Source organism: Leucogemmata humicola, assembly GCF_055379415.1.
The window spans coordinates 5,119,232-5,144,550 of record NZ_AP040875.1 but is presented as its reverse complement, the minus strand read 5'-3'; the positions used below and the strand labels follow the sequence as shown (position 1 = coordinate 5,144,550).

The 25,319-nt window shown below is 63.2% G+C and carries 26 protein-coding genes and 1 riboswitch; of the genes, 14 read left to right on the top strand and 12 right to left on the bottom strand.

Annotated features, from left to right (window positions below; all coding sequences use genetic code 11):
• Positions 1-8 precede the first annotated feature (8 nt).
• On the top strand, positions 9-941 hold the full coding sequence (locus AC6H4Z_RS22140; RefSeq protein WP_497544145.1) for a carbon-nitrogen hydrolase family protein: 933 nt from the start codon (positions 9-11) through the stop codon (positions 939-941).
• On the opposite strand, the gene AC6H4Z_RS22135 is transcribed toward AC6H4Z_RS22140, so the two are convergent.
• A complete protein-coding gene (locus tag AC6H4Z_RS22135; protein WP_497544144.1) occupies positions 938-2,392 on the bottom strand; it encodes a helix-turn-helix domain-containing protein in 1,455 nt (484 codons plus the stop codon). The two genes, AC6H4Z_RS22140 and AC6H4Z_RS22135, sit on opposite strands and share 4 nt — an antisense overlap.
• A gap of 153 nt (positions 2,393-2,545) precedes the next feature.
• Between AC6H4Z_RS22135 and AC6H4Z_RS22130 the strand changes: the two genes are divergently transcribed.
• Positions 2,546-3,007 carry a hypothetical protein gene (locus AC6H4Z_RS22130; protein ID WP_497544143.1) on the top strand — a complete coding sequence of 154 codons (462 nt, stop codon included), beginning with the start codon at positions 2,546-2,548 and terminating at the stop codon, positions 3,005-3,007.
• Between the two features lie 12 nt (positions 3,008-3,019).
• On the opposite strand, the gene AC6H4Z_RS22125 is transcribed toward AC6H4Z_RS22130, so the two are convergent.
• Positions 3,020-3,466: a pyridoxamine 5'-phosphate oxidase family protein gene (locus AC6H4Z_RS22125; protein ID WP_497544142.1), complete on the bottom strand. Its 447-nt coding sequence runs from the start codon at positions 3,464-3,466 to the stop codon at positions 3,020-3,022.
• Positions 3,467-3,550: 84 nt separating this feature from the next.
• Here AC6H4Z_RS22125 and AC6H4Z_RS22120 point away from each other — a divergent pair, with 84 nt between their 5' ends.
• Positions 3,551-4,210 carry an NAD-dependent epimerase/dehydratase family protein gene (locus AC6H4Z_RS22120; RefSeq protein WP_497544141.1) on the top strand — a complete coding sequence of 220 codons (660 nt, stop codon included), beginning with the start codon at positions 3,551-3,553 and terminating at the stop codon, positions 4,208-4,210.
• 3 nt (positions 4,211-4,213) lie between these two features.
• Here the strand turns inward: AC6H4Z_RS22120 and AC6H4Z_RS22115 are convergent, their stop codons facing one another.
• From AC6H4Z_RS22115 to AC6H4Z_RS22100, 4 genes are read right to left on the bottom strand one after another with little or no spacing between them, the layout of a single operon-like run.
• Positions 4,214-5,521 (bottom strand): flavin monoamine oxidase family protein, encoded by a 1,308-nt coding sequence (locus tag AC6H4Z_RS22115; RefSeq protein ID WP_497544140.1) that lies wholly within the window; start codon positions 5,519-5,521, stop codon positions 4,214-4,216.
• The gene (gene rsmD, locus AC6H4Z_RS22110; RefSeq protein WP_497544139.1) at positions 5,518-6,039 is read right to left on the bottom strand and encodes a 16S rRNA (guanine(966)-N(2))-methyltransferase RsmD; all 522 of its coding nucleotides are present in this window, start codon (positions 6,037-6,039) and stop codon (positions 5,518-5,520) included. The genes AC6H4Z_RS22115 and rsmD overlap by 4 nt, the downstream gene beginning before the upstream one ends.
• Positions 6,040-6,086: 47 nt before the next feature.
• Entirely contained in the window at positions 6,087-6,752 is a 666-nt protein-coding gene (locus AC6H4Z_RS22105) for a hypothetical protein (protein ID WP_497544138.1), read from the bottom strand.
• On the bottom strand, positions 6,749-7,084 hold the full coding sequence (locus AC6H4Z_RS22100; protein WP_497544137.1) for a PadR family transcriptional regulator: 336 nt from the start codon (positions 7,082-7,084) through the stop codon (positions 6,749-6,751). Before AC6H4Z_RS22100 ends, AC6H4Z_RS22105 begins: the two co-directional genes overlap by 4 nt.
• A 94-nt stretch (positions 7,085-7,178) precedes the next feature.
• Here AC6H4Z_RS22100 and AC6H4Z_RS22095 point away from each other — a divergent pair, with 94 nt between their 5' ends.
• Complete coding sequence (locus AC6H4Z_RS22095) at positions 7,179-8,753, top strand: Na+/H+ antiporter (protein ID WP_497544136.1); 1,575 nt, start codon at positions 7,179-7,181, stop codon at positions 8,751-8,753.
• Positions 8,754-8,766: 13 nt separating this feature from the next.
• On the opposite strand, the gene AC6H4Z_RS22090 is transcribed toward AC6H4Z_RS22095, so the two are convergent.
• On the bottom strand, positions 8,767-9,798 hold the full coding sequence (locus AC6H4Z_RS22090) for an ion channel (RefSeq protein ID WP_497544135.1): 1,032 nt from the start codon (positions 9,796-9,798) through the stop codon (positions 8,767-8,769).
• 40 nt (positions 9,799-9,838) lie between these two features.
• Positions 9,839-10,294 (bottom strand): MerR family transcriptional regulator, encoded by a 456-nt coding sequence (locus AC6H4Z_RS22085; RefSeq protein ID WP_497544134.1) that lies wholly within the window; start codon positions 10,292-10,294, stop codon positions 9,839-9,841.
• A 44-nt stretch (positions 10,295-10,338) separates the two neighbouring features.
• Positions 10,339-10,441: riboswitch (TPP riboswitch) on the top strand.
• A 108-nt stretch (positions 10,442-10,549) separates the two neighbouring features.
• Between AC6H4Z_RS22085 and thiC the strand changes: the two genes are divergently transcribed.
• From thiC to AC6H4Z_RS22060, 5 genes are all read left to right on the top strand, one after another.
• The gene (gene thiC / locus AC6H4Z_RS22080; protein ID WP_497544133.1) at positions 10,550-12,295 is read left to right on the top strand and encodes a phosphomethylpyrimidine synthase ThiC; all 1,746 of its coding nucleotides are present in this window, start codon (positions 10,550-10,552) and stop codon (positions 12,293-12,295) included.
• Between the two features lie 3 nt (positions 12,296-12,298).
• Positions 12,299-13,129 (top strand): hydroxyethylthiazole kinase, encoded by an 831-nt coding sequence (thiM, locus tag AC6H4Z_RS22075; protein WP_497544132.1) that lies wholly within the window; start codon positions 12,299-12,301, stop codon positions 13,127-13,129.
• Positions 13,126-13,782, top strand: coding sequence for a thiamine phosphate synthase (gene thiE, locus AC6H4Z_RS22070; protein WP_497544131.1), 657 nt, complete (start codon positions 13,126-13,128; stop codon positions 13,780-13,782). The genes thiM and thiE overlap by 4 nt, the downstream gene beginning before the upstream one ends.
• Positions 13,779-14,612: a bifunctional hydroxymethylpyrimidine kinase/phosphomethylpyrimidine kinase gene (gene thiD, locus AC6H4Z_RS22065; RefSeq protein WP_497544130.1), complete on the top strand. Its 834-nt coding sequence runs from the start codon at positions 13,779-13,781 to the stop codon at positions 14,610-14,612. Before thiE ends, thiD begins: the two co-directional genes overlap by 4 nt.
• Before the next feature lie 81 nt (positions 14,613-14,693).
• Entirely contained in the window at positions 14,694-15,047 is a 354-nt protein-coding gene (locus tag AC6H4Z_RS22060; protein WP_497544129.1) for a thioredoxin domain-containing protein, read from the top strand.
• A 488-nt stretch (positions 15,048-15,535) separates the two neighbouring features.
• On the opposite strand, the gene AC6H4Z_RS22055 is transcribed toward AC6H4Z_RS22060, so the two are convergent.
• Together AC6H4Z_RS22055 and AC6H4Z_RS22050 are read right to left on the bottom strand one after the other, a co-directional pair.
• Complete coding sequence (locus AC6H4Z_RS22055; protein ID WP_497544128.1) at positions 15,536-15,889, bottom strand: hypothetical protein; 354 nt, start codon at positions 15,887-15,889, stop codon at positions 15,536-15,538.
• A gap of 311 nt (positions 15,890-16,200) precedes the next feature.
• Positions 16,201-17,034 carry a carbon-nitrogen hydrolase family protein gene (locus AC6H4Z_RS22050; protein WP_497544127.1) on the bottom strand — a complete coding sequence of 278 codons (834 nt, stop codon included), beginning with the start codon at positions 17,032-17,034 and terminating at the stop codon, positions 16,201-16,203.
• Positions 17,035-17,155: 121 nt separating this feature from the next.
• Here AC6H4Z_RS22050 and AC6H4Z_RS22045 point away from each other — a divergent pair, with 121 nt between their 5' ends.
• A complete protein-coding gene (locus AC6H4Z_RS22045) occupies positions 17,156-18,478 on the top strand; it encodes an LIC_10091 family protein (protein ID WP_497544126.1) in 1,323 nt (440 codons plus the stop codon).
• Positions 18,479-18,491: 13 nt separating this feature from the next.
• Here the strand turns inward: AC6H4Z_RS22045 and AC6H4Z_RS22040 are convergent, their stop codons facing one another.
• Positions 18,492-19,328, bottom strand: coding sequence for a slipin family protein (locus tag AC6H4Z_RS22040; RefSeq protein ID WP_497544125.1), 837 nt, complete (start codon positions 19,326-19,328; stop codon positions 18,492-18,494).
• A gap of 123 nt (positions 19,329-19,451) precedes the next feature.
• On the opposite strand from AC6H4Z_RS22040, the gene AC6H4Z_RS22035 reads away from it, so the two are divergent.
• On the top strand, positions 19,452-21,395 hold the full coding sequence (locus AC6H4Z_RS22035; protein WP_497544124.1) for an HD domain-containing phosphohydrolase: 1,944 nt from the start codon (positions 19,452-19,454) through the stop codon (positions 21,393-21,395).
• A 4-nt stretch (positions 21,396-21,399) separates the two neighbouring features.
• Here the strand turns inward: AC6H4Z_RS22035 and AC6H4Z_RS22030 are convergent, their stop codons facing one another.
• Positions 21,400-22,617 carry a citrate synthase family protein gene (locus AC6H4Z_RS22030; RefSeq protein ID WP_497544123.1) on the bottom strand — a complete coding sequence of 406 codons (1,218 nt, stop codon included), beginning with the start codon at positions 22,615-22,617 and terminating at the stop codon, positions 21,400-21,402.
• A gap of 55 nt (positions 22,618-22,672) precedes the next feature.
• Between AC6H4Z_RS22030 and AC6H4Z_RS22025 the strand changes: the two genes are divergently transcribed.
• From AC6H4Z_RS22025 to AC6H4Z_RS22015, 3 genes are all read left to right on the top strand, one after another.
• The gene (locus AC6H4Z_RS22025; RefSeq protein WP_497544122.1) at positions 22,673-23,797 is read left to right on the top strand and encodes a citrate synthase; all 1,125 of its coding nucleotides are present in this window, start codon (positions 22,673-22,675) and stop codon (positions 23,795-23,797) included.
• 10 nt (positions 23,798-23,807) lie between these two features.
• On the top strand, positions 23,808-24,665 hold the full coding sequence (locus tag AC6H4Z_RS22020; protein ID WP_497544121.1) for a D-hexose-6-phosphate mutarotase: 858 nt from the start codon (positions 23,808-23,810) through the stop codon (positions 24,663-24,665).
• A gap of 79 nt (positions 24,666-24,744) precedes the next feature.
• Positions 24,745-25,311 carry a hypothetical protein gene (locus tag AC6H4Z_RS22015; RefSeq protein ID WP_497544120.1) on the top strand — a complete coding sequence of 189 codons (567 nt, stop codon included), beginning with the start codon at positions 24,745-24,747 and terminating at the stop codon, positions 25,309-25,311.
• Positions 25,312-25,319 lie beyond the last annotated feature (8 nt).

Below are 25,319 nucleotides of genomic sequence, written 5' to 3'. Positions count from 1 at the left end.
CTTTCAGTATGTCAATCATTCGCGCCGCCGTCATCCAGGCTGAAACGCCCACCAGCCTCGCACATGGCCTGCATCATGCGAGTTATCTAATCGCCGAGTGTGCGGAGAATGACGCGACGTTGATTGCGTTTCCGGAAACGTGGCTGCCTGGCTATCCGATCTGGCTCGACGTGTCCGCCGACGTCGCGCTGTGGGATCACGGTCCGGTGAAAGCGGTGTATCGCAAGATGGCGAGCGAGAGTGTGGTCGTCCCGAGTGCGGCAACCGAACATCTGGCGACGATGGCGAGAGACCACGGCGTGACGTTGGTAATCGGCATCATCGAGCGAATCGCCGAAGGTCCGGGGCAGGGAACGCTCTACAATTCGATCCTCACCTTTGGGCCCGACGGATCGCTACTCAATCACCATCGCAAACTCGTGCCGACGTACACGGAGCGAATGGTGTGGGGCCAGGGTGACGGCGCCGGCCTTCGCTCCGTCGACGCGCCTTTTGGAAAGATTGGGTCGCTCGTCTGCTGGGAGCACTGGATGCCACTCGCTCGCCAGGCGATGCACGAGTCGGGCGAAGAGGTGCACGTCGCGCTGTGGCCAACGGTGCACGAGATGCATCAGATCGCGAGCAGACAATATGCGTTCGAGGGGCGATGCTTCGTGCTCGCCGCTGGAAGCGTGATGCACGCGTCGGCGTTGCCGCCTGAATTGCCGGCGCATCCCGCCCGCGTATCGAGCGACGATCAGTGGATCATGCGCGGCGGCAGTGCGATCATCGCGCCGAATGGCGCGTACCTCGCCGGTCCTGTGTTCGACGAGCCGGCGATTCTCTACGCGGATCTCGACCTCGACCGCGTGCGAGAAGAACGGATGACGCTCGACGTCACGGGCCACTACCATCGTCCGGACGTATTCAACTTCTCGGTGAACCGGCCGCCAAATCGCTAGGTCGATCGCTGGCTCACCGGCGCGAAGAACGACACGCCACGAGTGTTCTCATCAATCGCCAACGGCGTTCGAATTGATGGAAACGCTCGCGCCGTACAATCGGATCGCTCGCACAAGCGACACGTAATACCGATCGGCACCGCGGCCGCGCGCGTCTCGAGATTGATCGCGTCGGCATACACGAGTCGCCGCGCCTCGGCCGCCGAGCATCCAATACCCACAGAGTAAAGAACCTCCGGACTCGCGTATGATCCCACGTCGCGGCGAACGGTGCGTGCTACCGCGAGAACCGTCTGACCGTCGGGCAGCTGCGAGAGCTGCACGCGCACTCGGCCTGGTTGCGCGAACGCACCGTGCACATTCCATAGTGTGCACAATCCGCTAAAGCGCGGAAAACGAATGCCCGCGGCGCTGAAGCGCTTCGAGATGTTTCCCGCCATGTCGACGCGCAGCAGGTAGAACGATACGCCTTCGGCTCCTGGGCGACGCAGCGTCGTCAAACGATGACACGTCTGTTCCCACCCGACGCGAAAGCGATGGCCGAGCAGCTCGATGTCGTACCGCTCCTGCTCTGCCGATGCGAGAAATTTTGCGTAGGGCATGAGCACCGCGCCGGCGAAGTAGCTCGCGAGCGCGACGCGACCGAGCGAGCGCGCGGAGTCCGACGTGAGCGCCGCGTCGCGCGTGAGTTGGTCGAGCGTATCGGCGCAGTCGAGCAAGCCGGTTTGCACCGCGAGCTGAAAATTGCGCGATCCGCGGCGAAGGATCTCCGAGAGATTCAGCTCGTGCTTGTCGGCGTCATACCGACGAACGGCGCGCCCCATCTCTTCGACGGTCCGAATGCGCACCGTCACGCCATGCGTGCGCGCGAGATATCGCGAGAGTTGGCCGTAGAGATCCGCGTCGTCGATACGCCCGTCCTGACGAACGCGCTCGGCTTCTGCTTCGAGCGCCGGGAAGTAGTTGGCGTGGCGCTCGATAAAGTCGGAGACCTGTTCCGACGCGAGACGCGTGCGATCGCTTCCGCCCCATTCGGCTTGCGCATCGAGCAGCTGTGCGCCGAGCGCGTCGAGCGATTCGCGGGCTTCGACGAAGCGTTCGTGCAGATGGCGAAATGCGCGCGCGAAGTCCGGATGTGAGCCGACGGCAGCGCGAATGTCGGGCGCGGTGAGCGGGTGCGACTCGAATACTGGGTCGCTAAGGACCTCACAGAGCTCGGCGGCGAGTTGACCGTCTTCCGAGCCAAAGGCGCGGAGGTCGGTATCGAGCGTCCGGGCCAGGCGGAGGAGCAGGTCGGCCGTGAGCGGGCGCCGGTCGTGCTCGATGAGGTTGAGGTAGCTGGCGGAGACGCCGAGTCGTTCGGCGAGCTGTTTTTGAGAGAGGCCGTGTGAGGCGCGTAGGGCGCGTAGGCGCGATCCGAGGCGCGGCGGGTCGAGTTTTGGTCCAGTCATTTACAAGGATTGACTAAATGACAAACCAGCGATTTACAGTCTCACAGTCCTAACAGCATATGCAACAAAAGGTTGCTTGTACAGAGCAGCCGCCAGGTTAACTCTGTTGCACGATCGCTCGCACCATTTTCACCGCCAGCCAGGACACCCGCGATGCAAGGGCTCGATCAGTCGATCACCACGTCACTCACGCGCTCTGTCGTCGTCGTTGGCCCCACCGCGCCGGAATTCGAGCACCTCCTCACCGACGACGCCCTCGAGTTCCTGGCCGCCTTGGTCCGACGAGTCCGGCCGGCGTTGGCCGAGGCGTACGGTGCCGAGCCGAGCGAACGTGCGACGCCGGCTGAGTTCAACAACTCGGCGCGCGAACTGAATCGCGTCGACCCGCAGATCGAGGTCGACGGACTGCCTGTCTCGGCTGGCGTGTTCGACTTTGGCCTCTTCGTCTACCACAACGCCGACCGATTCCTGCCGCGCGGAACGGTCCCGTACTTCGAGCTCCCGAAGTTCGATGCTCCGCGCGACGCGCGTCTGTGGACGGATGTCTTCGTTGCGGCGCAGGACGCGCTCGGCCTACCGCGTGGCTCGGTCCGCGCTAAGGTGCGACGCGCGTAGCTCCGAACCCGCTCAGGCGGGTTTCGTCGTCGACGCGCGGCCTTCGATTTCCGACGCGTGCACCCCGAACGCAATGTTTCGTTGCGGCGTCGGGTCGCCGTCGGCAAAGGCCTTCGGAATCATGCGACGAATGGCGGCGACAGCTCGCTCGTACTTGTCCGACGTATCGATCGCAGAATTGAAGACCTCGAATGGGCCCTTCACGACCACGCTCTGCCAATCGAAGAGTCCGCGAACGTCGTCCGTCTCGAATGCGCACCAGCGATTGTGCGCGAGCGTGAGCAGCTTCGCGCCAACGCTCGTTCGTCCGAAAATCCACGGCGCGTCGTAGACGTAGTTCACCGGTTCGATGTCGACGCGATCGCGCAGCGAAAAGGCAATTCTGCCAACCTGATTGCGCGTTAGGAGCGCCTCGGCTTCGTCTTGCGTCAGGACGCGGACGTCGGGTGGTGTCGTCATGCGCGAGGGTGCGCGCAAGAAGCTTTCCAGGGCTTCCCGGCCAGTTGAACTTCAGGCGAACGCCTCTTCAACGGGACCGATCACGTGAACGTGCTCCTCTTGGGCGCAACGGGAATGGTTGGGCAAGGCGCGCTTCGCGAGTGTCTGCTCGATCCACAGGTCACTCAGGTCACTACGCTCGGCCGCGCTCGAAGCGGCCGCAGCGATGCGAAGCTTCGCGAGCTCGTCCACGGCGACTTACTCGATCTCACGCCCATCGAGTCGCAACTCTCCGGTTTCGATGCGTGCATCTACTGCCTCGGCGTGTCGTCGCTTGGACTCAGCGAAGAGGAGTATACGCGCGTGACGTACTCGATTGCGCTCTCGGTCGCGCAAACGCTCGTGAAGCGCAATCCCGCAATGACGTTCGTCTTCGTCTCGGGTGGCAGCGCCGACAGTACCGAGCAAGGCCGAGTGATGTGGGCGCGCGTGAAAGGGCGCACGGAGAACGCGCTCATGCGTCTGCCATTCAAGGCCGTGTACGTGTTTCGGCCGGGAATTATCCTGCCGCTTCACGGCATTCGATCACGGACGACGTCGTACAACATCATCTACGGCGTGCTCAGGCCGTTGTATCCGCTGCTTCGCACGAGCCTATCGCGCTGGGTGACGACGACTGAACAGCTCGGCCGCGCCTTGATCAAGGTTGCCAAGCACGGCTACGACAAGCAGATCCTCGAGGCCAGCGACATCGTTCGCGTTTGAGACTCAGGTCGCACCGATGACTTCTTGCGCCGCTCGCTCGCCCGATGCGATGGCGCCCGCGACCGTCGTTGCTTCCGCGGTGTCGTCGGTTGCTTCGCCAGCGAAGAACAACGTGTCGTCGATCGGCGTCGCGAGCTCTCGCCTGGCGTTCAAGCCTCCAGCCACGGTGTAGCTATACGCGCCGCGGGCGAAGGGATCGCGCTGCCAGTTGTGCACGCGAATCTCGGTGAGGAGTTCGTCAATACGGACGCGATCACCAAAAAGCAGTTGTACGCTCTCGGCAGCCTTTGCTTTGATCACCTCATCCGACTGCGCCGACATCTCGGCGGCAGCAGGGCCGCCCATCCATGCCGTGAGCCACGCCGTGCGCTCCGGCATCGATGTCCAGAACGTGGGAAATGGCGACTCATGCTCCGCGAAGAAAAAGCTCGCGTCAGCGTAGCGTCCGTCATCGATGCGCTCCCAGAACGCATCACTGAAGTGGAGCATGACCTTGAGCGCTGGTCCCATCGCTAGTCCGTCGAGCGCGTGCCGTTTCGCGGCGAGCTCGGGCTCGAAGCGAATTGCGCCGATGTCATTTGACGCAGCGCATAGCACGCCGAGCGAGACGGTGATGATGACCGCTCGCGCGCGAATTCGTTCGATCTGTTGTTCGCCGCGCGATACTTCGACTTCGACCGCGCCTTTCGTCCAGCGAATTGTGCGCACCACGCTCTCGTAGTGAACGGCGACGCGATCGGCGTCAAGCGTTCGTACCATGTGGGCGGTCAATCTGGAGTAGCCGCCGCGTGGTCGCCCGGCCTCCGAGTCGGCGGATGCGTCGCCATTCCACTCCGTGACGATCGCCTTCATGCTCGCTCGTCGTGTATCGGCAGCGTCGAACCCTCGCACGCGACGCCGAACCGAATCGGCGGCGTGACGAAAGCGTGGCTCGTCGTGCACGACTCGATCGAGGAAATCATCAACCGACAGGTCGGACTCGAGCCCGTCGGCGACGCGCATCAGCGCGTGTAGGTCGTCATCGTGGCGCCAGTCTCCGCGATGCATGCGTCCGTTATCGGAGTTCCATGCGGAGCCTGCTGTCGGGATAAACGGCACGCCTGCTTCCTTGAGCAGCGCGAGCGTCGCCTTTGGAGATCCATGAATGAACTCCGGACCGAGGTCAACGCCGTCGTCGCCGGTGAGAATCCGGCCACCGGCTCGATTGCGGGCCTCGAGGATCAACACCGACCGGCCAGCTTCCGCGAGTCGGCGCGCGGCGGCAAGTCCGGCGACACCGGCACCAACCACGATTATGTCAGCGTCGCTCATTCTGCCACGCGATAGATCGTGATCGCGGTGTCGTCGTAGACGCGATAGAGTGCGCCGCGCGGAAGCTCGTGTGTTCGCGCGTGTTCGACCACGAGCGCTCGCGCAAAGTGGCTGGCGTTCCAGCTATCGATCACGCGATCGAGAATGCGCGACTCGTACGGCGGGTCTACGAAGGCGATGTCGTACGTGTCTGTGGCGAGTGCGCCGGCAAAGGGCAGAGCGTCGCGCTTGAAGATGCGTGTGCGTTCGCGCAGCCGAAGGGCGGCGACATTGGCGCGAAGAGCGTGGAGGCTTGCCGGTCGGAATTCGACGAAGTCGCACTGCTTCGCGCCGCGCGACAGCGCTTCGAGGCCGAGTGCGCCGGTCCCGGCAAAGAGGTCGAGCACGCGCGCGTTGGGGAGCTCTGGCGCGAGCAGGTCGAGCACCGCGCCGCGCACGTGCTCGGCAGTGGGTCGAACGCGTTGGTCGGCAGGGGAGGTCAGATTACGACCGCCAAATTTTCCGGCGATGATTCGCATCCATGAAGACTAGAGTCCTCGGCGCGATTTCGCCTTAGGCCGCTCCTCTAAACGATTTCACGGCGGACACTGCGATCAACGACGCGAACTCGGAGCGCTCCTCCGGCGATCGCCGAGCCAACGATCACTGTGACGGCGGCGCCAACGGGCGCGAGTGCCGGCAGCGAGACCATCCAAGGCGTCCTAAGCGCTTGGACGACGACTGTCGCGACCCCGAAAACCGCTGCCACTACCCCCGACATTGCCGCGGTAGTAAGCGGGGAATCCTCATCCCGGTAGGCAGCGACGTAACCAACCGACGAGAACACGACCAGATCCACCGTGAGCCAAAACGCAATCGCCAGGAGCGTGGGTGAACCCTTCGAGGAGGCATGCGATATCGGTGGTCCGAGCGCTCCGGCTCTCGTCGCCGCGCCGGCAAAGATTGCGACGGGCGTGATGATTCCAAGAAACACGATCGCGTACGCGCTGAGGATTGTTCCGGCAGACCGGAACAGTCCCGCGAATCCGCGATGACGCAGTGAGTTGTACGCCAAGTGCGGAGTCGCGCGAATCGCCTCGCGATAGTACCAGCGTTCGGCCGCGTCCACGCCATCCACCTCTATTCGATAGGCAAACTCTTCAGCGAGATCGCCAATCACGGCGTCGCAAAACTCCGGTTCCGCGCCGAACGACGCGAGCAACAGTTCGATGTTTCGCGGTGGCTCGATCATGCTGGCTCCGGTTTGAATGTTGTACCGAGTCCTGCCCACATCGACGCCGTGGCGCGCTGTGCCTCGCGAAGCGATCGCTGCCCCGACGCCGTGATCTTGAACTGCTTGCGCAACCGACCTCCGCGCGCCGGCGTTGCCTCAGCCGTGCGCGACGAAATCAGCCCCTTCGTCTCGAGTCGCTGAAGCGTCGTGTACACCGCGCCCACCGAGTAGTCGTGCTCGGATCGCGCCGACACATCTCGACGCACAGCGAGCCCATACGCCTCGGCGCCGAGTCGGGCGACGGATAGCAGCACAGATAGTTCGAGGGTTCCGAGGGGCGTTGCAGCCATATTCTATTCTGTAGAACAAATAGAAAATCCGCAAGCCCTATGCTGCGTCGCGCCTAGCACGCACGATCGGTCGCGTCGAGATTACCTGACCGACATGACGCACTTTCCCCCGGTCGTTCTCGCGCTCGCGTTCGCCGCGGTGGTCATCGCCGTTACGGCATTCGCCCGACGGCTGCCGATTCCACCACCAATCCTCCAGGTCGCCGCGGGGTTCGTCGTCGCTCTCGTTCCCGGCGCCGCTCTCCCGGAACTGGATCCAGATCTCGTTTTCTTCGTGTTCCTGCCGCCCATTCTCTGGGCAGCAGCGTTCTTCACGTCGCTGCGCGACTTCAGCGCGAACCGCCGCCCCATTGGGTTGCTGGCGATCGGACTTGTTCTCGTTACGTCTGTCGCCGTCGCAATTGTTGCACGCACGCTCTTCCCCGGCATGAGTTGGCCGATCGCAATCGCACTCGGCGCAATCGTCTCGCCACCCGACGCGGTTGCTGCCACCGCGATCGTGTCGCGCCTCCCAGTGCCGCGCCGAGTGATCGTCGTTCTCGAAGGTGAGAGTCTCGTCAACGACGCGTCGGCCCTCATTCTCTATCGATCAGCCATCGCCGCCGCAGTTGCTGGGACGTTCAGCTGGGGCGAATCGATCGTTCGCTTCTTTGTGGACGCCGGCGTCGGCGTCCTCGTCGGCATTCTGATCGCGTGGATCGTTCTGCTGGCGCTACGCTGGTCCAAGGACGCGATGGCCGAGACGCTGCTCACGCTCGCCGCGCCGTACGTCGCGTGGCTCGCGGCAGAGAGTCTGCATGTTTCCGCCGTGCTCGCGTGCGTTGCCGGTGGTCTGTTCCTGCGCCGCCGCTTTTCCGGCGCCGTGGCGCCGATGTCGCGACTGCAAAATCAATCAATCTGGGATCTGCTCGTCTTCGTACTCAACGCCGCAATCTTCCTTCTGCTCGGTGTTCAGTTCCGCGCGCTCATGGCCGGCGTGCCGCCCGGAACGATCGGATCGCTCATTCGCTCCGGCGCAATCATTGGCGTGGTCGCGATTGTCGTGCGACTCGTCTGGGTTCCGCTCATGGCCATCATCCCCCGCGCGCTGAGCCGGCGCCTTCGCGAGCGAGATCCAATGCCGGCGTGGCAAGCGTTGTTTCTCATCGCCTGGACGAGCATGCGCGGCATCGTTTCCATGGCGACTGCGCTTGCACTGCCACTCGTCGTCGCGAGTGGCGCAGCCTTTCCGTATCGCAGCGAGATCGTGATCATCACGATGTGCGTCATCGTGATGACGCTCGTGCTTCAGGGCCTCACGCTCGCGCCGCTGATTCGTCGCTTCAACTTCACGCCTGAAGAAGAGCATCACGCCGAGGCGCGCGTCGCGCGCCTGGAGGCGGCACGTCGCGGCGCCGAGGCACTCGAGGACGTCTCTCGCGAATCGTGGGTCGACGGTCGCGATGTCGAATGGCTCCGCAACGAACTGCGCGATCGGATTCGCCTGCTCGAGTACAGTTCGGGCGAACCAGAAGGGCGTCGCCGGCTTCGGACTGAAATGCTGAAAGCCGAGCGACGCATGCTTGTCCGGCTGCGCAATGAAGGCGCGATCTCCGACGATGTGCTACGCCAGCTCGAACAGGAACTCGACCTCGAAGCCGTTCGAGTCGGAGCAGGCGAGGATCGTTAGCTAGCTGTCACCGCTATTTCGACGCGGCGGCCTGTTCGATTGCAGCGGGCGCGCTCGTCGCCCCAGGATCCAAACGGTCGAGTCGATCGAGTCGGTCGACGTCGATCGCGATCGCACCATCGGTCGTACTCGCAAACAAGCTTGCGAACTTTGCGTCCCAGCGGATCTCATCCCACCAATATGAGGCGCGAGCGGTGACGCGCGTCGAGAAATTCTCCTCGTGCGCATTGACGAGAATCAACACCTCGGCCTGCGCCTCGCGGATTTTGTCCGGCGTCATGCCGCGCATCGGACTGTCGGCGTCGATCGGATGAACGACCGTCCAGTGTAGCGTGAACAGGTCGACCGAATCGCGCTCGAGCTTGAGCGGATAGAAGTTGCGCTCACGCTTGCCGTCGACTTCTTCGAACAGGGTGAGGCTGACGCGAACCTGTACGTCGCTCAACTCGCTCGGCTGCGTATTCACGAAGCGAAACATCAGGCCACGGCCACCTTCATACGGCGCAATGACGGCCGACTGACTGAAACGCAGACGCATGCGCGGACGCGTCAGTCGCGCGATGAGCAGACCGGCCGTGGCGACGAGCATGAACGGCCCAAAGAACGACTCGAAGACCACGAGCCAATGCGCCGTAGGACCGATCGCGTAGATCGGCCCGGGATCGCTCGTCGTGAACTTGGCGACGCTGAAGCTGAATGCGCGCAAAAACGGATCTTTGAGCCCGAGCAGATCGCCGCCGTGCAACGTGTTGTCGCCGAGCGCGAGGTAGCCGAGCGTGAAGAAGCCATTCAGCAGCAGCAGCGTGCCGAGCGCCCACAGTGCGAAGACGGCGAGCGGTGCGTTCAGCGCGGCGAGATAGAAGCGCTCGAGTCGTTGCGAGCCGAGGCCATATTTGCGGCTTGTTGGTTCGCCGTCGTGCGAGAGAAAACGTCCGCGAACCTGCTGGGAAACGACACGCCCGAAGCCCAGGTCGGTGTATTCGCGTCCCGGCGGCGCGTTTGGCGGCGGCTGACCGTCGCGATCGTCAATCGAAGGTTGGTGCACAGTGGGATGATCGATGAGTCGAGGAAGGGACGCAAGTCATTCAGCGAATGCGACCGGACGCTTTGCGCTTGACGGAGCTTGGAAGTACGCATGGACTCTGACCGTCGACCGGCCCGGCAGCCAACAGCGCACCGCAGTCCTCGAGTCGAAAGCATCCGCAGTCCAGTGCGATGCGTAGCACGGCGCGCATTCGTTCGGCGCGCGCGATGGTCTCGTCGATCTCCTCGAGCTTGTGCGTCGCGAGCTCTTTCCACTTCGCCGCCGGCAGCGTGCCGGGTTTGAATTCGGTCACGAGGCGCTTGATCTCGGCCATGGTGAACCCGGCCTCGCGCGCGAGCGCGATCAGCGACAGCCATTCGAGAATACTCTCATCGTACCGTCGCTGGCCGCCAATGCGGGCCGGTTTGGGGAGCAGTCCCAGCCGCTCGTAGTAGCGTATCGCCGACGCGGCGATCCCCGCCCGTTCACCGATCTCGCCAATGCTCAGACCGTCCATCGTGACTCACCCTCGCTGATTTCTTCCGTATCAGGTAAATTCACCCCTGCCGCCAGGGGTATTCCGTCGCGAGAGCGCGGAGTTGAGATAGTCCCTTGGAACCTGATCCGGATCACACCGGCGTAGGGAGCGCGGCGAGTCGCGAGGATTCCTGGAATTCCCAGGATTTCGCGTCCCGTCGCCTCGATGGCCGTCGTGTCGACGGCCACCGAACCCATCCGGATCTCGACTGCAATTGTTGGCAGGAGAGACACCATGGCTGCTACGATTTTGCCGCCGCTCGAGATCGCGGACACCGGCTACGGCGACGCGTTCCCGAACTCCCACAAGGTTCACGTGAGTGGACCGCATGGAATCCAGGTTCCGTTCCGGGAGATCACGCTCTCCGGCGGCGAGCCATCGCTCCGCGTCTACGACACGAGTGGCCCACGCGGCTACGACGTGCGCGATGGATTGCCTGCGCTTCGCGCCGAGTGGATCGAGTCGCGCGGCAACGTAGCGACGGTGTCGCGCACGTACACGGCACCTGCCGGCCCGCGCGCCGAAATCCCTGAAGGTCTGCAGCGGCCAACGCTACGCGGCACCGGACCGGTAACGCAGATGTACTACGCGCGGCGCGGTGAGATCACTCCTGAAATGGAGTTCATTGCGCTGCGCGAAGGTCTGCCGGCCACACTCGTCCGCGACGAAGTCGCGCGCGGCCGCGCAATCATTCCAGCGAACATCAATCACCCGGAGCTCGAGCCGATGATCATCGGCCGCATGTTCAAGGTGAAGATCAACGCCAATATCGGTAATTCTGCCATTCGTTCGTCGATCGACGACGAAGTCGAGAAGCTCCGCTGGGCAACCCTGTGGGGTGCCGACACGGTCATGGATCTCTCGACCGGCAAGGACATTCACGAAACACGCGAGTGGATCATTCGCAATTCCGCGGTGCCCATCGGCACGGTGCCGATCTATCAGGCGCTCGAGAAAGTTGGCGGCGTTCCCGAAGAGCTGACGTGGGAGCTCTATCGCGACACGCTGATCGAACAGGCGGAGCAGGGCGTCGACTACTTCACTGTGCATGCTGGCGTGCTGCTACGGTACGTCCCGATGACCGCCAAGCGAATGACCGGAATCGTGTCACGGGGCGGGTCGATCATCGCGAAATGGTGTCTCTCGCATCACAAAGAAAGCTTCCTTTACACGCACTTCCGCGAAATCTGCGAGATCATGCGTGCGTACGACGTGTCCTTCTCGCTCGGTGATGGCCTTCGTCCCGGTTCGATCTACGATGCGAACGACGAAGCGCAATTCGCCGAGCTGCGGACGCAGGGAGAGTTGAACAAGATCGCGTCGGAGTTCGACGTTCAGACAATGAACGAGGGCCCGGGCCATGTTCCGATGCATCTCATCAAAGAGAACATGGACAAGCAGCTCAAGTGGTGTAACGAAGCGCCGTTCTACACGCTCGGACCGCTCACCACGGACATCGCGCCGGGCTACGACCATATCACCAGCGCCATTGGCGCGGCGCAGATCGGTTGGTACGGCACAGCCATGCTCTGCTACGTCACGCCCAAGGAACACCTTGGTCTGCCGAATCGCGACGACGTGAAGGCCGGCGTCATCACGTATAAGATTGCCGCGCACGCTGCCGACATTGCCAAGGGCCATCCACACGCGCGCGACTGGGACAACGCGCTGAGCAAGGCGCGCTTCGAGTTTCGTTGGCGCGATCAGTTCAACCTCGCGCTCGATCCAGTGACGGCGCTCGCCTATCACGACGAAACGCTGCCGGCAGATGGTGCGAAGGTCGCGCACTTCTGTTCGATGTGCGGCCCGAAGTTCTGCTCGATGAAGATCACTCAAGATGTCCGCGACTACGCCGCATCGCTTGGCGCGAATACCACCGATGCGCTGGACGTTGGACTCGCGGCGAAAGCGTCTGAGTTCCGCGCTACCGGTGGAGAACTGTATGTCGCCACAACGGCGACTGTCGCTACGGGAGATTGAGCGATGGCAACGACAACGATTCCGACAAACACGACGACGCTCGATTTCTCCACGCCGCTCGTACGTGTGCGAGACGCCGCGCCGTTGGTGCACAACATCACGAACTACGTCGTCATGAATAACACGGCGAACGCGCTGCTCGCCGTCGGTGCGTCGCCTGCGATGGTGCACGCGGCGGAAGAGGTCGAAGAATTCGCGGCGATTTCGCGTGCGGTCGTGATCAACATTGGTACGTTATCGCCCAGCTGGGTCGACGCCATGCATCTCGCGGTCGCCCGAGCGAATAGCGCAGGCATTCGCTGGGTGCTCGACCCCGTCGGCGCCGGCGCGACGAGCTATCGGTCGCAGGTCAGCGCCGATCTCGCGCGCCTCACGCCGGCGGTGATTCGCGGCAATGCGTCGGAGATCATGGTGCTGGCAGGATCGTTCGGCGCCGCCGGCAAAGGCGTAGACGCAACGCACTCGACGCAGGCGGCACTCGAGCCTGCACGTTCGCTCGCTCGCGATACGCATGCAATCGTTGCCATGACCGGCGTGGTCGACTACGTCACGGATGGCGATCGCGTCGTTGCGATTCACAACGGCCATCCGATGATGGCGCGCGTCACCGGGTTGGGCTGCACTGCCACCGCACTCGTCGGCGCTTTTCTCGGCGCCAACGATGATCCGTTCGCAGCGACGGTGTCGGCACTCGCGACGTTGGGCGTCGCGGGTGAAATAGCGGCGGAACAGTCGCCCGGACCGGGCTCCTTGCAACTGCATCTGCTCGACGCATTGTACCGTCTGGATCGCGACGAACTCGAACGGCGCGCCCGCGTGCGCGACCGAGAATGAGCGCGCGTCGATCGATCGATTTGTCGTTGTATCTCGTCGTTGGCCGCGACGATACAATGGGACGATCGATCGAGGATCTCGTGATGGAAGCCGTGCGCGGCGGCGTCACCGCGGTGCAGCTTCGTGAGAAGAATGCGTCGACTCGTGCGTTTGTCGAAGTCGCCGCAGCACTCGCCGCGGTGCTGCGCCCGTTCGACATTCCACTCATCGTCAACGATCGCGTCGACGTTGCACTCGCCGCCGGCGCAACCGGAGTGCACGTCGGCCAGGACGACATGTCCGCGGCCGACGCTCGGCGTCTCATCGGACCGAACGCAATCGTCGGCCTATCGGTCACGACGCTCGCCGAAGCGGAGTTGGTCGATCCATCAGTCGTCGACTACATCGGCGTGGGGCCGGTGTTCACGACACCAACCAAACTCGATGCAGCGCCGCCGCTCGGGTTGAGTGGAACCGCTGCTGTCTGTCGCGCGTTATCGCTGCCGAGCGTCGCAATCGGTGGGATCAACTACGGTAACGCGGCGCGAGTACGCGCGACCGGCGTGAGCGGCATTGCCGTGGTCTCGGCCATCTGTTCGGCTCAGGATCCCGCTGATGCTGCGCGTCAACTGGTCGAAGTGTCGACGCGCCCCGCGTTCGAGTTCGCGACGTGAACGATCGCGTCCCGAATGTTCTGAGCATCGCCGGCTCTGATCCGAGCGGCGGTGCTGGCATTCAGGCCGATCTCAAGACCTTCGCTGCGCTCGGCGCATACGGTTGTGCCGCTCCGGCGGCGTTGACGGCACAGAACACGGTTAGCGTGTCAGGTGTGTTCCCAGTTCCCGCCGACGTGCTTCGCGCGCAACTCGAGGCAGTCTTCAACGACGTACGCGTCGATGCTGTGAAGATCGGAATGCTTGGTTCGGGCGACGCCGTGAGCGTCGTGGCCGACGTGTTGCGAACGTTCAAGCCACCGATCGTCGTCATCGATCCAGTCCTGCGAGCATCGACTGGTGCTCGCTTGATCGATGAGACTTCGCTCAACGCCCTGCGCCGCGAGCTGATCCCCCTGGGCACGGTCGTCACGCCGAACGTCTATGAGGCGGCCGTGCTTGTCGAGATTCCGGAGCCGCGCTCCGTTGCGGCGATGCGCGAGGCGGCCGGTCGTCTCATGGGCTCTGGTGTCCGTGCCGTCTTGGTGACTGGTGGCCATCTCGATGACGCCGAGTTCGCAGTTGACGTGCTAGACGATGGCGTGGAGATGCGAGAGCTTCGCGCGCCGCGCGTGGCGGCGACCACGCTTCACGGGACTGGCTGCACGCTCTCGTCGGCGATCGCAGTCTTCCTTGCACGAGAATTCTCGCTCGCGGACGCATGCGCGGCCGCGCAGCGCTTCGTCGCCGAGTCGATCGCGCACGGTAACGATCTCACGGTGGGCGGCGGAGCGGGTCCGGTACATCAGCTTGGCGCGCTGTGGTCGCGTGGCGGCCTACCGTCGGCTTGACTTAAAGCGCGCTTTAAGGCTTAACCTCCTCGATAACCGGTAGCGAGCGCACCGGGCCAACTCGATGGGAGGTTCATCTCGATGTCTGCATCCACCGTTCTCCACGCCGTTACCGACGCGGCGTTCGCGTCTGCCATCGCTCCAGGTACGGGCCTCGTCGCCGTGGACCTCTCAGCGGAGTGGTGTCCGCCGTGCAAAGTGATGCAACCGATCATCGAAGCCGTTGCGGGCGAACTGGGATCGGCCATTCGCGTGTTGGCTATGGACACAGATGCCGAGCCGGCTACGATGGTGAGATACGGGGTGCGCAGCATTCCAACGCTGCTGGTGTTTCGGGATGGTGAGCTCGTCGATCGCGTCATTGGCATCATGCCAAAGGCGAAGCTGATTGATCGGCTCACTCAGCACATGAATCGGCGACAGGTCGGGGAGTAGAAGGCGACAGCCGAACAACGCGACGGCCGAACAACGCGACAGCCGAACAACGCGACAGCCGAACAACGCGACGGCCGAACAACGCGACGGCCGAACAACGCGGCGGCCGAACAACGCGGCGGCCGAACAACGCGGCGGCCGAACAACGCGGCGGCCGAACAACGCGGCGGCCGAACAACGCGACGGCCGAACAACGCGGCGGCCGAACAACGCGGCGGCCGAACAACGCGGCGGCCGAACAACGCGGCGGCCGAACAACGCGGCGGCCGAACAACGCGGCGGCCGAACAACGCGGCGGCCGAACAACGCGGCGGCCGAACAACGCGGCGGCCGAACAACGCGGCGGCCGAACAACGTGACGGCCGAAACAGCGCACCGGCCAGACGACGCACCCGCCCCCCCCCCGGCCGTCCGGCGCGGGACGGCGGAGGCGAAATATGGAGATGCGTTACGCAACGAACCGGTCGCAGAGACGTCGCGCGGATGATCTAGTGTGAGGAATGAGCAATCACCGAGATCTTGCCGTTCTCGACGCCGCGGATCACGTCGCGGACGAAATCAGTCAACTCATCGATCGCGCTCCGCGACAGTTGATCCACGCGAGCCAACTCCGGGATTCCGCCCACTCGATCGGTGCCAACATCAGCGAAGGATTCGGTCGAGGTAAGAAGGGTGAGCGCAACCGAGCCCTTCGAATCGCGCGGGGCGAGGCGGAAGAGACGATTCGGCACCTGCGAGCCAACCTGCAGTCCGAACGAATCGCGGAGGCGACCTTCTGGAGGCTTCGCAACCGCCTCGTCACGATTATCAAAATGCTCACGTCGCTTTTGAAGACGTGACACCGGCCGCCTCGTTGTTTCGCCGGTGCGGTGTTCGGCCGTCGCGGTGTTTGGCCGGTGCGCTATTCGGCCGGTGCGTTGTTCGGCCGGTGCGTTGTTCGGCCGGTGCGCTATTCGGCCGGTGCGCCGTTCGGCCGGTGCGTTGTTCGGTCGGTGCGCTATTCGGCCGGTGCGCTATTCGGCCGGTGCGTTGTTCGGCCGGTGCGTTGTTCGGCCGGTGCGTTGTTCGCCGGTGCGTTGTTCGGCCGGTGCGTTGTTCGGCCGGTGCGTCGTTCGGCTGTCCCGCCCTTCAGTCGTTGCGCCTTTTCAAACCATCAATACTTCGAAGGCGCAAACCTCCCCGCCAACAACCCGGTCGCCTTTTCTTCGTCGATCTCGTGGATCAGCACCCCTTCTTCTCCATACGCCAAACTCGCTTCACACTCTCCGGTCGGCCCAATCACCGCCGTCGCTGATTCCGGAAACCGCAACGCATAATTGACGCTGGCGAAATAGATCGTGTTCTCGAGCGCCCGGCACATCATCGCCTTCTCATAGTACGGCGCCTTCGCCGAACCCCAACTCGTCAGTACGACCCCGTCAGTCTCGCTTCCTGTATGCTGCGGATGAAACACGATCTTCGCCCCACGCACCGCGGCCCATCGGACTGTCTCGGGATACCGCCAACCTTCGTGACAAATGGCGATCCCGAACTTCACCCCATTTACCTCGAAAATCGCTCGTCCCGTTCCGGCTTCGTAGAATTTCTCCTCGCTGGGGTCGAGTTGAACTTTGGTCTGCCGTCCAAGCTCCATTCCTTTTGCGTCGAATACGACCGACGCAATCTGCCGTCCCGTTTCAGTGATGTGCTCGATCCCGAGAATCGTCGCGATCTTGAATTCGCGCGCCCATTTGGCGACTTCCTGCAGCGCTCGTTCTTCGTCTGCGCGCTCGAATGGCGGAACCTCGAAATCCAACCCACGCAGTCCGGGTATGTAGGCTTCCGGAAAGCACACGACTTCGGCGCCTCGGGCTGACGCGTCGGAGATGAGACGCCGTACTCGTTCCAACCCGTCGTCAACGGACGACGCGATGCGGGGCGATGCGAGACCAACGATCATGAGATTGGATGCGATGTGAACGGCGTGACCCGCGCGACTGTCGAGCACCGTTCAGAATGATCCGGTGAACGGTTTCGCGCCATCCCCACCGACGATTCGACGCGGCGTTGCCGCGGAGCTGCGCCGCATGCTAGTCTTGGTGCTCTGACGGTCTCACCGGAGCTATCGTTTGCCGCTCGCGTCCCGTCGTTCTGCCCGCCTTGCGCTACTCTGCGCCGCCGTTCTCGTCTTCCTGCCAGCGACTTCGCCGGCACAGACCAAACGTGCGACGACGGATTCGCTGTCGGATCGCGAATTCTGGCGCATCTTCACGACGATGTCCGAGGAGGGAGGCTCGTTTCCGTCGGAAAACTTCGTCTCGAACGAAAAAACCTATCAGTACGTCATTCCCACACTTCAGAAAACGCTAACGCCAAACGGCGCCTACCTCGGCGTTGGACCCGAACAGAACTTCACGTACATCGTCAATCTCCAGCCGCGGCTGGCGGTGATCTTCGACATCCGCCGCCAGAACGCGATGTTGCACCTCATGTACAAAGCGCTGTTCGAGCTGTCGCCAACGCGCGCCGCATTCGTCGCACGACTGTTCTCTCGGTCCCTCCCGCCGACACTCGCGTCCTCAGCGACCCCCGACGAAATCTTCGATTCGCTCGCCGTCGCACCGGTCAGTGATTCCGCGTTCAACGCCACGTGGACGGCGATCGTCGATCGCCTCACAGTGACGCACGGTTTCGCGATGTCCCCTGCCGATATCGCGTCGATGCGCCGAGTCTTTGAGGCGTTTCGTGAAGCTGGCCCGAACATCAGCTACGCATCACGTCTTGGGGCGCCGCCGCCGGCCGTGACGCAGTGGCACGTAGCCTATTCCAAACTCCAGACGCTCACGACCGAGGACGGTGTCAACACAGCCTTTCTGGCGACCGAGGAACGATATCGCTGGCTTCGGACCTTCGAAGGCCGAAATCTGATAGTGCCGGTTGTCGGGGATTTCTCTGGCGCCAAAGCGATCCGTAGCGTCGGCGACTACCTGAAACAGCGAAACCAGATCGTCACCGCCTTCTACACCTCGAACGTCGAGCAGTACCTCTTCACAGGAAGTATCGACGAGCGCTTCTATCGCAACATCCAGGCACTGCCGATCGACTCGACCAGTCGTTTCATTCGCGCGGTCCCATCCCCTCCCGCGCCCATTATCTATGTTCCGCAACTCGGTGGATCGCTCCCGCCAAAATTCGTCATCACTTCGATGGACGTGAGGGACAGCAGCGGTGTTGGCATCCTTACGGCAACAGGCACCGACAGCACCGGAAAAGCGCTGACGACTCGCGTGGTCACGGTCCCGCCACCGCCGACGCTCGCCAACACGTCGGCGTTCCTCTCCGGGATCGCTCCAATCGGACGCACGATCGAAGCGTTCAACAACGGCGAGCTCAAGACCTACCAGCAGGTGACGGCGACAACCAAGACCGATGAGTGGAAGACTCGGCCGTGACTGCCGCGCAGCGCTAAGCAGTCGCCGGCGGCTGCAAAACTGGCGGCTGCAGAGGCGGCGCCGATACTTCGCTCGGCGTCTTCTGCCGCAGGCCGCCGAGCAAGTCGAGCGGCAGCGGAAACACGATCGTCGTGTTCTGCTCCGTTCCGATCTCGATGAGCGTTTGTAGATACCGCAACGTCACCGAAATCGGTTCACGATTGAGCACCGCCGCCGCCTCGGCCAGCTTCGCCGAGGCCTGAAATTCTCCGTCGGCCGCGATGATCTTTGCCCGACGCGTACGCTCGGCCTCCGCCTGAGCCGCGATCGCACGCTGCATTTCCTGTGGAAGATCCACCTGCTTGACCTGCACCTGCGTCACCTTCACACCCCACGTCTCCGTGTGCTCGTCGAGTATCGTCTGCAGCCGCGCATTGAGCTTTTCGCGCTGAGCAAGCAGGTCGTCCAACTCGACTTCGCCTAGCACCGACCGAAGTCCCGTCTGTGCCGCCTGCTCTACGGCGAACCGGTAATTCTCGACTTCGATGATGGCCTTGTTCGCATCGGTCACGCGAAAATAGACGACCGCGTTCACCTTGAGCGACACGTTATCTCGCGTAATGATGTCCTGTGGCGGCACATCCCACGTCACGATACGGAGCGACACGCGCACCATTCGGTCGATCGGCCATACAATCATCACCAATCCGGGGCCCTTCTCCCGTTTCACTGCTCGGCCGAGGCGGAACACGACGCCGCGCTCGTACTCCCGCAGGACATTGATGCATCGCAGCACGAACAAGAGTGCGATGACGACGACGAGCACGCCGATGATCAGCGTGGCCGAAGGCAGAGTCAGGTTGCCGTTCATGCAAAACCTTGAGGACGAGAAGCGTCAGCCGGCGACGCATAGAACGATCCCTCGGCTTTCCGATACCCGAGCCCGACGCGCGCCGAGTCATGGTCGGCATGATCACTGCGCTAGCTCAAACGCATGGCCAGCAAGTGCGTCGTCTACCAAGAGTCGCCAGACGCGCCTGACGAACTGAGAGCGGGCCTGAGCGCTGCGCGACGTTCGACAATTCAGTGGCGTTCGCCGAGCGACCTGGTCGCCGGCGCGATCAACGACGATGACGCCGTCGTGCTCGTCGCGAATGGTGGATTGCTCGAACGGTTCGCTGCGCTCCAGCATTTGCCGGCTCACGTTGTCGTCGTCGCCGAAGACACGGACGCGTCAACCGCGTTCGGTGACCGCGCCGACATCACGCTGGTGGGCGCCCACGACCCCGCCATCAGGGCGAGTCTGCTGGACGCTGCTTGTCAGCTTGCCGCGTCGCGCGCCGAGGGCGCTCAGATGAAGCGCGACCTCGCGCGCGTCGACGATGAGTCGAGAGAGCTGAACAGAATCGGTATCGCGCTCATGCACGAACGCGATCGGACGGTGCTCCTCAGACTCATCGTCGCACACGGCAAACGACTCACGGAAAGCGATGGCGGCGGCGTCCTGATCCTCGAACGAGACGAGCACGGCAACGCGCACCTGCGTCCGGTCGTCTTCGAGCTCGACTCGCTGCCCGACATCGAAACTCCTACTGTCAGTTTTGCGGTCGGCAGCACGAGCATGGTTGGCCACGCGGCATTTACGAAGAAGCCCGTAGTCGTGGCCGACGCCGAAGCCTTACCGCCAGGGTCGACTTTCGTCGCGAGCGCGGATTTCAAACGTCGCTACGGCTATCCCGCACGATCGATGTTGGCCGTGCCAATGCTCACGCAACGGAGCGAAGTACTCGGCGTCGTTTTTTTCATCAATCGCAAGATCGACCCGAATGCGTCGATCATGGCAGACGCAGATGCCGACAGGTACATCGTGCCCTTCGCTGAGCGACACGTACGGCTAGCCCGTTCGCTCGCGAGTATAGCGGCCGTATCGATCGAGAATTCGGGTCTATACACGGAGATCGAACACATTCTCGAAAGCCTCGTGAAGGCTGCCGTGTCAGCAATCGACGCGCGCGATCCGTCGACAGCAGGACACTCGGTTCGTGTCGCTGCGCTCACGACGGCACTCGCCGAGGCGGTGCAGCGAACCAGCCACGGCCCGTATCACGATCTTCGGTTCACGGAAGAGCAAATGCGCGAGCTGCATTTCGCCGCGCTGCTTCACGACATCGGCAAGGTGGCGGTTCGCGAGGATGTGCTGATGAAAGCGAAGAAGCTTCCGCCGGTGCTGTGGGAGCGCGTCGACTCACGTTTCGATCTGATTCGTCGGACGCTGGAACTCGAGCACTACAAGCAGCTCGTGGCCGCGTGCAAATCCGATCGCGCCGATGCAGCGAGCGTCGCGCGCCTCGACGCCGAGCTTGACGAGCGCTTGCGCGACGTGGACCGGCTCCGCGAAATCGTTCGCGCCGCCAACGAGCCGTCCGTCGTCGACGAGCCGCATTCCATCGAGCTGGGAAAGATCGCTCAGCGCACCTTCCCGGTCGAAGGCGGAGGCTCGGCGCCGTATCTCACGCCGGACGAGCTGCGCTATCTCCAACTGATACGCGGAACGCTCGACGCTGGCGAACGCGCCGAGGTGGAATCACATGTCGCCAAGACGAGCGCGTTTCTCGAGCGAATTCCGTGGACGCATGATTTGAAGAACCTCGTCGCGTACGCCTCCGGCCACCACGAAAAACTGAATGGCACTGGCTACCCGAGGCATCTTCAGAACGACGAGATTCCGATTCAAACGCGAATGATCACCGTCGCCGACATGTTTGACGCGCTCACGGCGAACGATCGCCCGTATAAGCCTGCGGTGACGGCGGAGCGAGCACTCGAGATCATTCGCGCGGATGCAGATGCCGGCCTCGTCGATCGAGATCTCGTGGACATCCTCGCCGAGAGTAAGGTCTACCGCAAAGTTCTCGACGAAGATTGGCGTCGATTGTAGGGCATCACACAGCGCTGCTCGTCACTGGAGCCACGCCCGTGTATCGCGCACGCGGCCGTATGATCTGATCGACGGCGTACTGCTCGATCGCATGCCCGATCCAGCCGATCGTCCGGCCGATCGCAAAGAGCGTTAGCCCCGACGCTGCAGGCAATCCGAGTACGCGCGACACGGCGCCAAGCCCGAAGTCGAGGTTGGGTTTCTCGCCGGTCAATGACTCGGTCACGCGCGCGAATTCACGAACGAATCGGAGTTCGGGCGATCGTGGAAATCGATCGTCGAGCATCTCGAGGAGCGCGGCCGAACGCGGATCGCCGTTTCGATACAACGGATGCCCGAATCCGTCGATACGATTTCCCTGCCTCAGTCGCTCGGCCAACGCCGCGCGCACGGACCGCTCGCGCCGTGTCGCCGCGAGTAGCGACTCGACGCGTGCTGTGCTCCCGCCGTGCTTCACCCCCTCGAGCGCCGCGAGGCCCGCGACGACGACGGCGTACGGCGGTGAACCAGCGGACGCCACACAGCGCGCCGTGAACGCCGAAACATTGAGTTCATGGTCGGCGCAGAGAATCAGTGCGGCGCGAATCAGCGCTTCGCCGCCGGCTCGCACGCCCCAACCGCGGGCCAGCGCTGCGTCGATGCGCTCGTCGCGCGCGCGCTGCGCTACCGCGCCAATCATCAGATCGAGGATGCGGCCTGCGGTTCGCGCCACGCCATCGGGGCGAAGGTCGAAGGCCAGTGTATCGGCCACCGACGCGTGCACGAGCGCCGATTGCGCTCGCACGATGTAAGGATCGTCGGTTGCCGCACGATTGCCCCGAGCGACGGGCGTGTTCATCGGCGCCATCGGTGTCTCGACGTCGAGGCGGCCGGTCCAGATGAGCCGCGCCACGGCTTCGACCGTTGCGGTCCGCGCGAGCGTCACCGCGTCATGGCCGCGATAGTACAGTGTCTCGTCGGCGATCAACGTGATGGACGATTCGAGAACTGGCATGCCCCATTGCAACGCGTGCGCCGCGACCTTGTCGGGATTGCGCCGTTCCTCGGCCCGCCGTTTCAGGCGATCGACATCCTCTCGCGAGTATCGGCGCGCGCGCGTTGCGCCGGTTCCCGGCGCTGAACGGATCAGGCCGCGACTGACGTACGCGTACAATGTTGCTCGCGTGACCTTCAGGGTGCGCGCCGCTTCGGCTGCCGTGATCCACTGGTCGTTCGATGGCATATTGATCAATCAATCAACGTTGACGCAATCATGCACTGATCCCTACGTTTTCGCCATGGCACACGACAACACGATCTCCAGCGGCCTCGAAGGCGTCGTTGCGGCAACGACGCGCCTCAGTCATGTCGACGGCGAGGCAGGCGAACTCATCATCGCCGGATTCCCGGTCGGCGAACTGGCAGCACACGCCACCTTCGAGGAAACCACCTGGCTCCTCTGGCACGGCGACCTGCCCACACCGGACCAACTCGACGCGTTTCGCATTGACCTCGCGGCACGGCGCGCGTTGCCGCCGGCTACGCTCGCAATCCTGCGGGAATCCGCACGCGCTCGCATCGACGCGATGGACGCACTCCGCATCGCGCTCGGCACTGTCTCGCTCCGCTCGAGCGAGGCATCGGATATTGTCGCGATTGCCCCAACGATCGTCGCGGCATTTGCTCGTTTGACCGCCGGTGACGAGCCGATCGCGCCACGCGCCGACCTCGGTCACGCGGCGAACTACCTCTACATGCTCACCGGTGTTGCGCCAGACGTCGAGCGCGTCCGCGGCCTCGAGACCTATCTCAACACCGTCGTCGACCACGGCCTCAATGCATCGACATTTACGTGTCGCGTGATCACGTCCACGGGTTCCGATCTCGTCTCGGCCGTCGTCGGCGCGGTCGGAGCGCTCAAAGGTCCGCTGCATGGCGGCGCGCCCGGTCCCGCCCTCGAGACCGTGTTCGAGATCGGCGATGCGTCGCGCGCCGAGGAGGTGTTGCGTCGAAAGATCGAGGCGGGCGAGCGGCTGATGGGCTTTGGGCATCGCGTGTACAAAGTCCGTGACCCGCGCGCCGATGTTCTCGCAGCCGCGGCCGAGCGACTCTTCACGCGCGCGGGCGACATGCGGCTGTACACGCTGGCGCGCTCCGTCGAAAGCACTGCCATCCGCCTGCTCGAGGAGTACAAACCCGGACGCCGGCTTCAGACCAATGTGGAGTTCTACACAGCACTGCTGCTCCACGGTCTCGAACTCGACGTTCCGCTGTTCACGCCGACCTTCGCTATCAGCCGCGTGAGCGGTTGGATTGCCCACGCGTTCGAGCAACGCGCGCTCAACCGCCTCATCCGGCCAAAGTCAGTGTATGTCGGCCCGCGCGATAGACAGTGGAGCGCCGAGGAGTCCATGGCCGGCTAGCTTTTGCCGGATGTCATCTAAAGACCAAGAGACGATCATCGGCGCGGGCGGACTGCCCAAGGTCGTCGTCGTCGCACCGGACGGTGCGCGCATGGAGGTGTATCTCCACGGCGCGCACGTCACGTCATGGATTCCGGCACGCGGCACCGAGCGACTGTTCGTGAGTTCGACGTCGGAATTCACTTCCACCGCAGCGATTCGCGGCGGAGTGCCGGTCATCTTCCCGCAGTTCGCGAGCGAAGGACCGCTCCCGAAACACGGATTTGCGCGCACCGCGCAGTGGGAGCTTATCGGCCCGCCGACATCAGACGCTCACGCGGCGACCGCGACGTTTCGGCTCCGCTCATCGCCGGCGACCATGGCGATCTGGCCTCATGCATTCGACGCCGAGTTCACGGCGCGCGTGCAGGACCAATCCCTTGAACTCGCGTTGACGATTGCCAATACCGGCAACGAGCCGTTCACGTTCACGTCCGCGCTGCATACGTACCTGCGCGTGGCCGACGTACGCGAGACTGTCCTTCACGGCCTGGCTGGATGCCACTACCGCGATACCGCTGACGGCGGCGCACGACGAGTCGAGTCGGCCGAGCGACTCGTCATCGAGAGCGAGGTCAATCGGATCTACCGAGACGTGACCTCGCCACTCGAGGTACAGGAACCGCAGCGTGTCACGCGCGTGGAGATGGACGGTTTTCCCGACGTCGTGGTTTGGAACCCGGGACCGGTTACGGCCGCCACGCTATCGGACCTCGAGCCCAACGGTTATCTAAGGATGGTCTGCATCGAGGCGGCCGCGGTGGAATCACCCATAACGGTGGCGCCCCATGGGCGGTGGCGGGGGAGTCAGCGTCTGACTGCCGTCTAACGATCAGGCTGAAACCTGGAATCCGTAGGTCCCGTAAAGGGTGGACACGAAGTCTAACCAAATTCCGGCACGCCTGATTATGGATCTCTATCACATAGTACTCTTCGTCCACATCGTCACACTCGTCGTCGCCGGCGGTGTCTCGGCAATCACCAAGCTTGCCGAGACTCGTCGACATCGCGCCCGTACCGTGGGTGAGGTCCTCGAGTGGCACAATGTGTTGGCGTCGGCCTCCAAGATCTTTCCGATCTGTCTGGCCGTGTTTGTCATCACCGGCTTCTACATGCTCAGCGTCACGCGACTTGCCATCTGGTCGACCGGGTTCGTGGTCGCAGGAATCGTTGGCGTTTTGTTGCTATTCGCCAGCGGCACGTTCCTGGGAATCAAGGGCAATGGACTCAAGCAAGTACTGGAAGGAATGGCGGCGAAGGGCGCCGACCAACCCGCGCCCAAACTGGTTCCACCGCCCTTCGTCGTCGCCCTCGCAAAGATCAACCCGTTTATCGCGTTGGGAGTGGCGTTCGATATGGTGACGAAGCCCACGAGTATTCCAGTCGCGATGAGCGTTCTGGCAATTGCTATCCTGTTGGGTGCCGCGCTCGGTATGCGACGTCCCGCGCCCGCGAAACAGATGCGCACGGCGTAGCGCGCGAC

Coding starts and splice junctions, on each gene's coding strand:
- AC6H4Z_RS22140 (WP_497544145.1), top strand. CDS start 9: ATGTCAATCATTCGCGCCGCCGTCATCCAGGCTGAAACGCCCACCAGC.
- AC6H4Z_RS22135 (WP_497544144.1), bottom strand. CDS start 2,392: ATGACTGGACCAAAACTCGACCCGCCGCGCCTCGGATCGCGCCTACGC.
- AC6H4Z_RS22130 (WP_497544143.1), top strand. CDS start 2,546: ATGCAAGGGCTCGATCAGTCGATCACCACGTCACTCACGCGCTCTGTC.
- AC6H4Z_RS22125 (WP_497544142.1), bottom strand. CDS start 3,466: ATGACGACACCACCCGACGTCCGCGTCCTGACGCAAGACGAAGCCGAG.
- AC6H4Z_RS22115 (WP_497544140.1), bottom strand. CDS start 5,521: ATGAGCGACGCTGACATAATCGTGGTTGGTGCCGGTGTCGCCGGACTT.
- rsmD (WP_497544139.1), bottom strand. CDS start 6,039: ATGCGAATCATCGCCGGAAAATTTGGCGGTCGTAATCTGACCTCCCCT.
- AC6H4Z_RS22105 (WP_497544138.1), bottom strand. CDS start 6,752: ATGATCGAGCCACCGCGAAACATCGAACTGTTGCTCGCGTCGTTCGGC.
- AC6H4Z_RS22100 (WP_497544137.1), bottom strand. CDS start 7,084: ATGGCTGCAACGCCCCTCGGAACCCTCGAACTATCTGTGCTGCTATCC.
- AC6H4Z_RS22095 (WP_497544136.1), top strand. CDS start 7,179: ATGACGCACTTTCCCCCGGTCGTTCTCGCGCTCGCGTTCGCCGCGGTG.
- AC6H4Z_RS22085 (WP_497544134.1), bottom strand. CDS start 10,294: ATGGACGGTCTGAGCATTGGCGAGATCGGTGAACGGGCGGGGATCGCC.
- thiC (WP_497544133.1), top strand. CDS start 10,550: ATGGCTGCTACGATTTTGCCGCCGCTCGAGATCGCGGACACCGGCTAC.
- thiM (WP_497544132.1), top strand. CDS start 12,299: ATGGCAACGACAACGATTCCGACAAACACGACGACGCTCGATTTCTCC.
- thiE (WP_497544131.1), top strand. CDS start 13,126: ATGAGCGCGCGTCGATCGATCGATTTGTCGTTGTATCTCGTCGTTGGC.
- AC6H4Z_RS22060 (WP_497544129.1), top strand. CDS start 14,694: ATGTCTGCATCCACCGTTCTCCACGCCGTTACCGACGCGGCGTTCGCG.
- AC6H4Z_RS22040 (WP_497544125.1), bottom strand. CDS start 19,328: ATGAACGGCAACCTGACTCTGCCTTCGGCCACGCTGATCATCGGCGTG.
- AC6H4Z_RS22035 (WP_497544124.1), top strand. CDS start 19,452: ATGGCCAGCAAGTGCGTCGTCTACCAAGAGTCGCCAGACGCGCCTGAC.
- AC6H4Z_RS22030 (WP_497544123.1), bottom strand. CDS start 22,617: ATGCCATCGAACGACCAGTGGATCACGGCAGCCGAAGCGGCGCGCACC.
- AC6H4Z_RS22025 (WP_497544122.1), top strand. CDS start 22,673: ATGGCACACGACAACACGATCTCCAGCGGCCTCGAAGGCGTCGTTGCG.
- AC6H4Z_RS22020 (WP_497544121.1), top strand. CDS start 23,808: ATGTCATCTAAAGACCAAGAGACGATCATCGGCGCGGGCGGACTGCCC.
- AC6H4Z_RS22015 (WP_497544120.1), top strand. CDS start 24,745: ATGGATCTCTATCACATAGTACTCTTCGTCCACATCGTCACACTCGTC.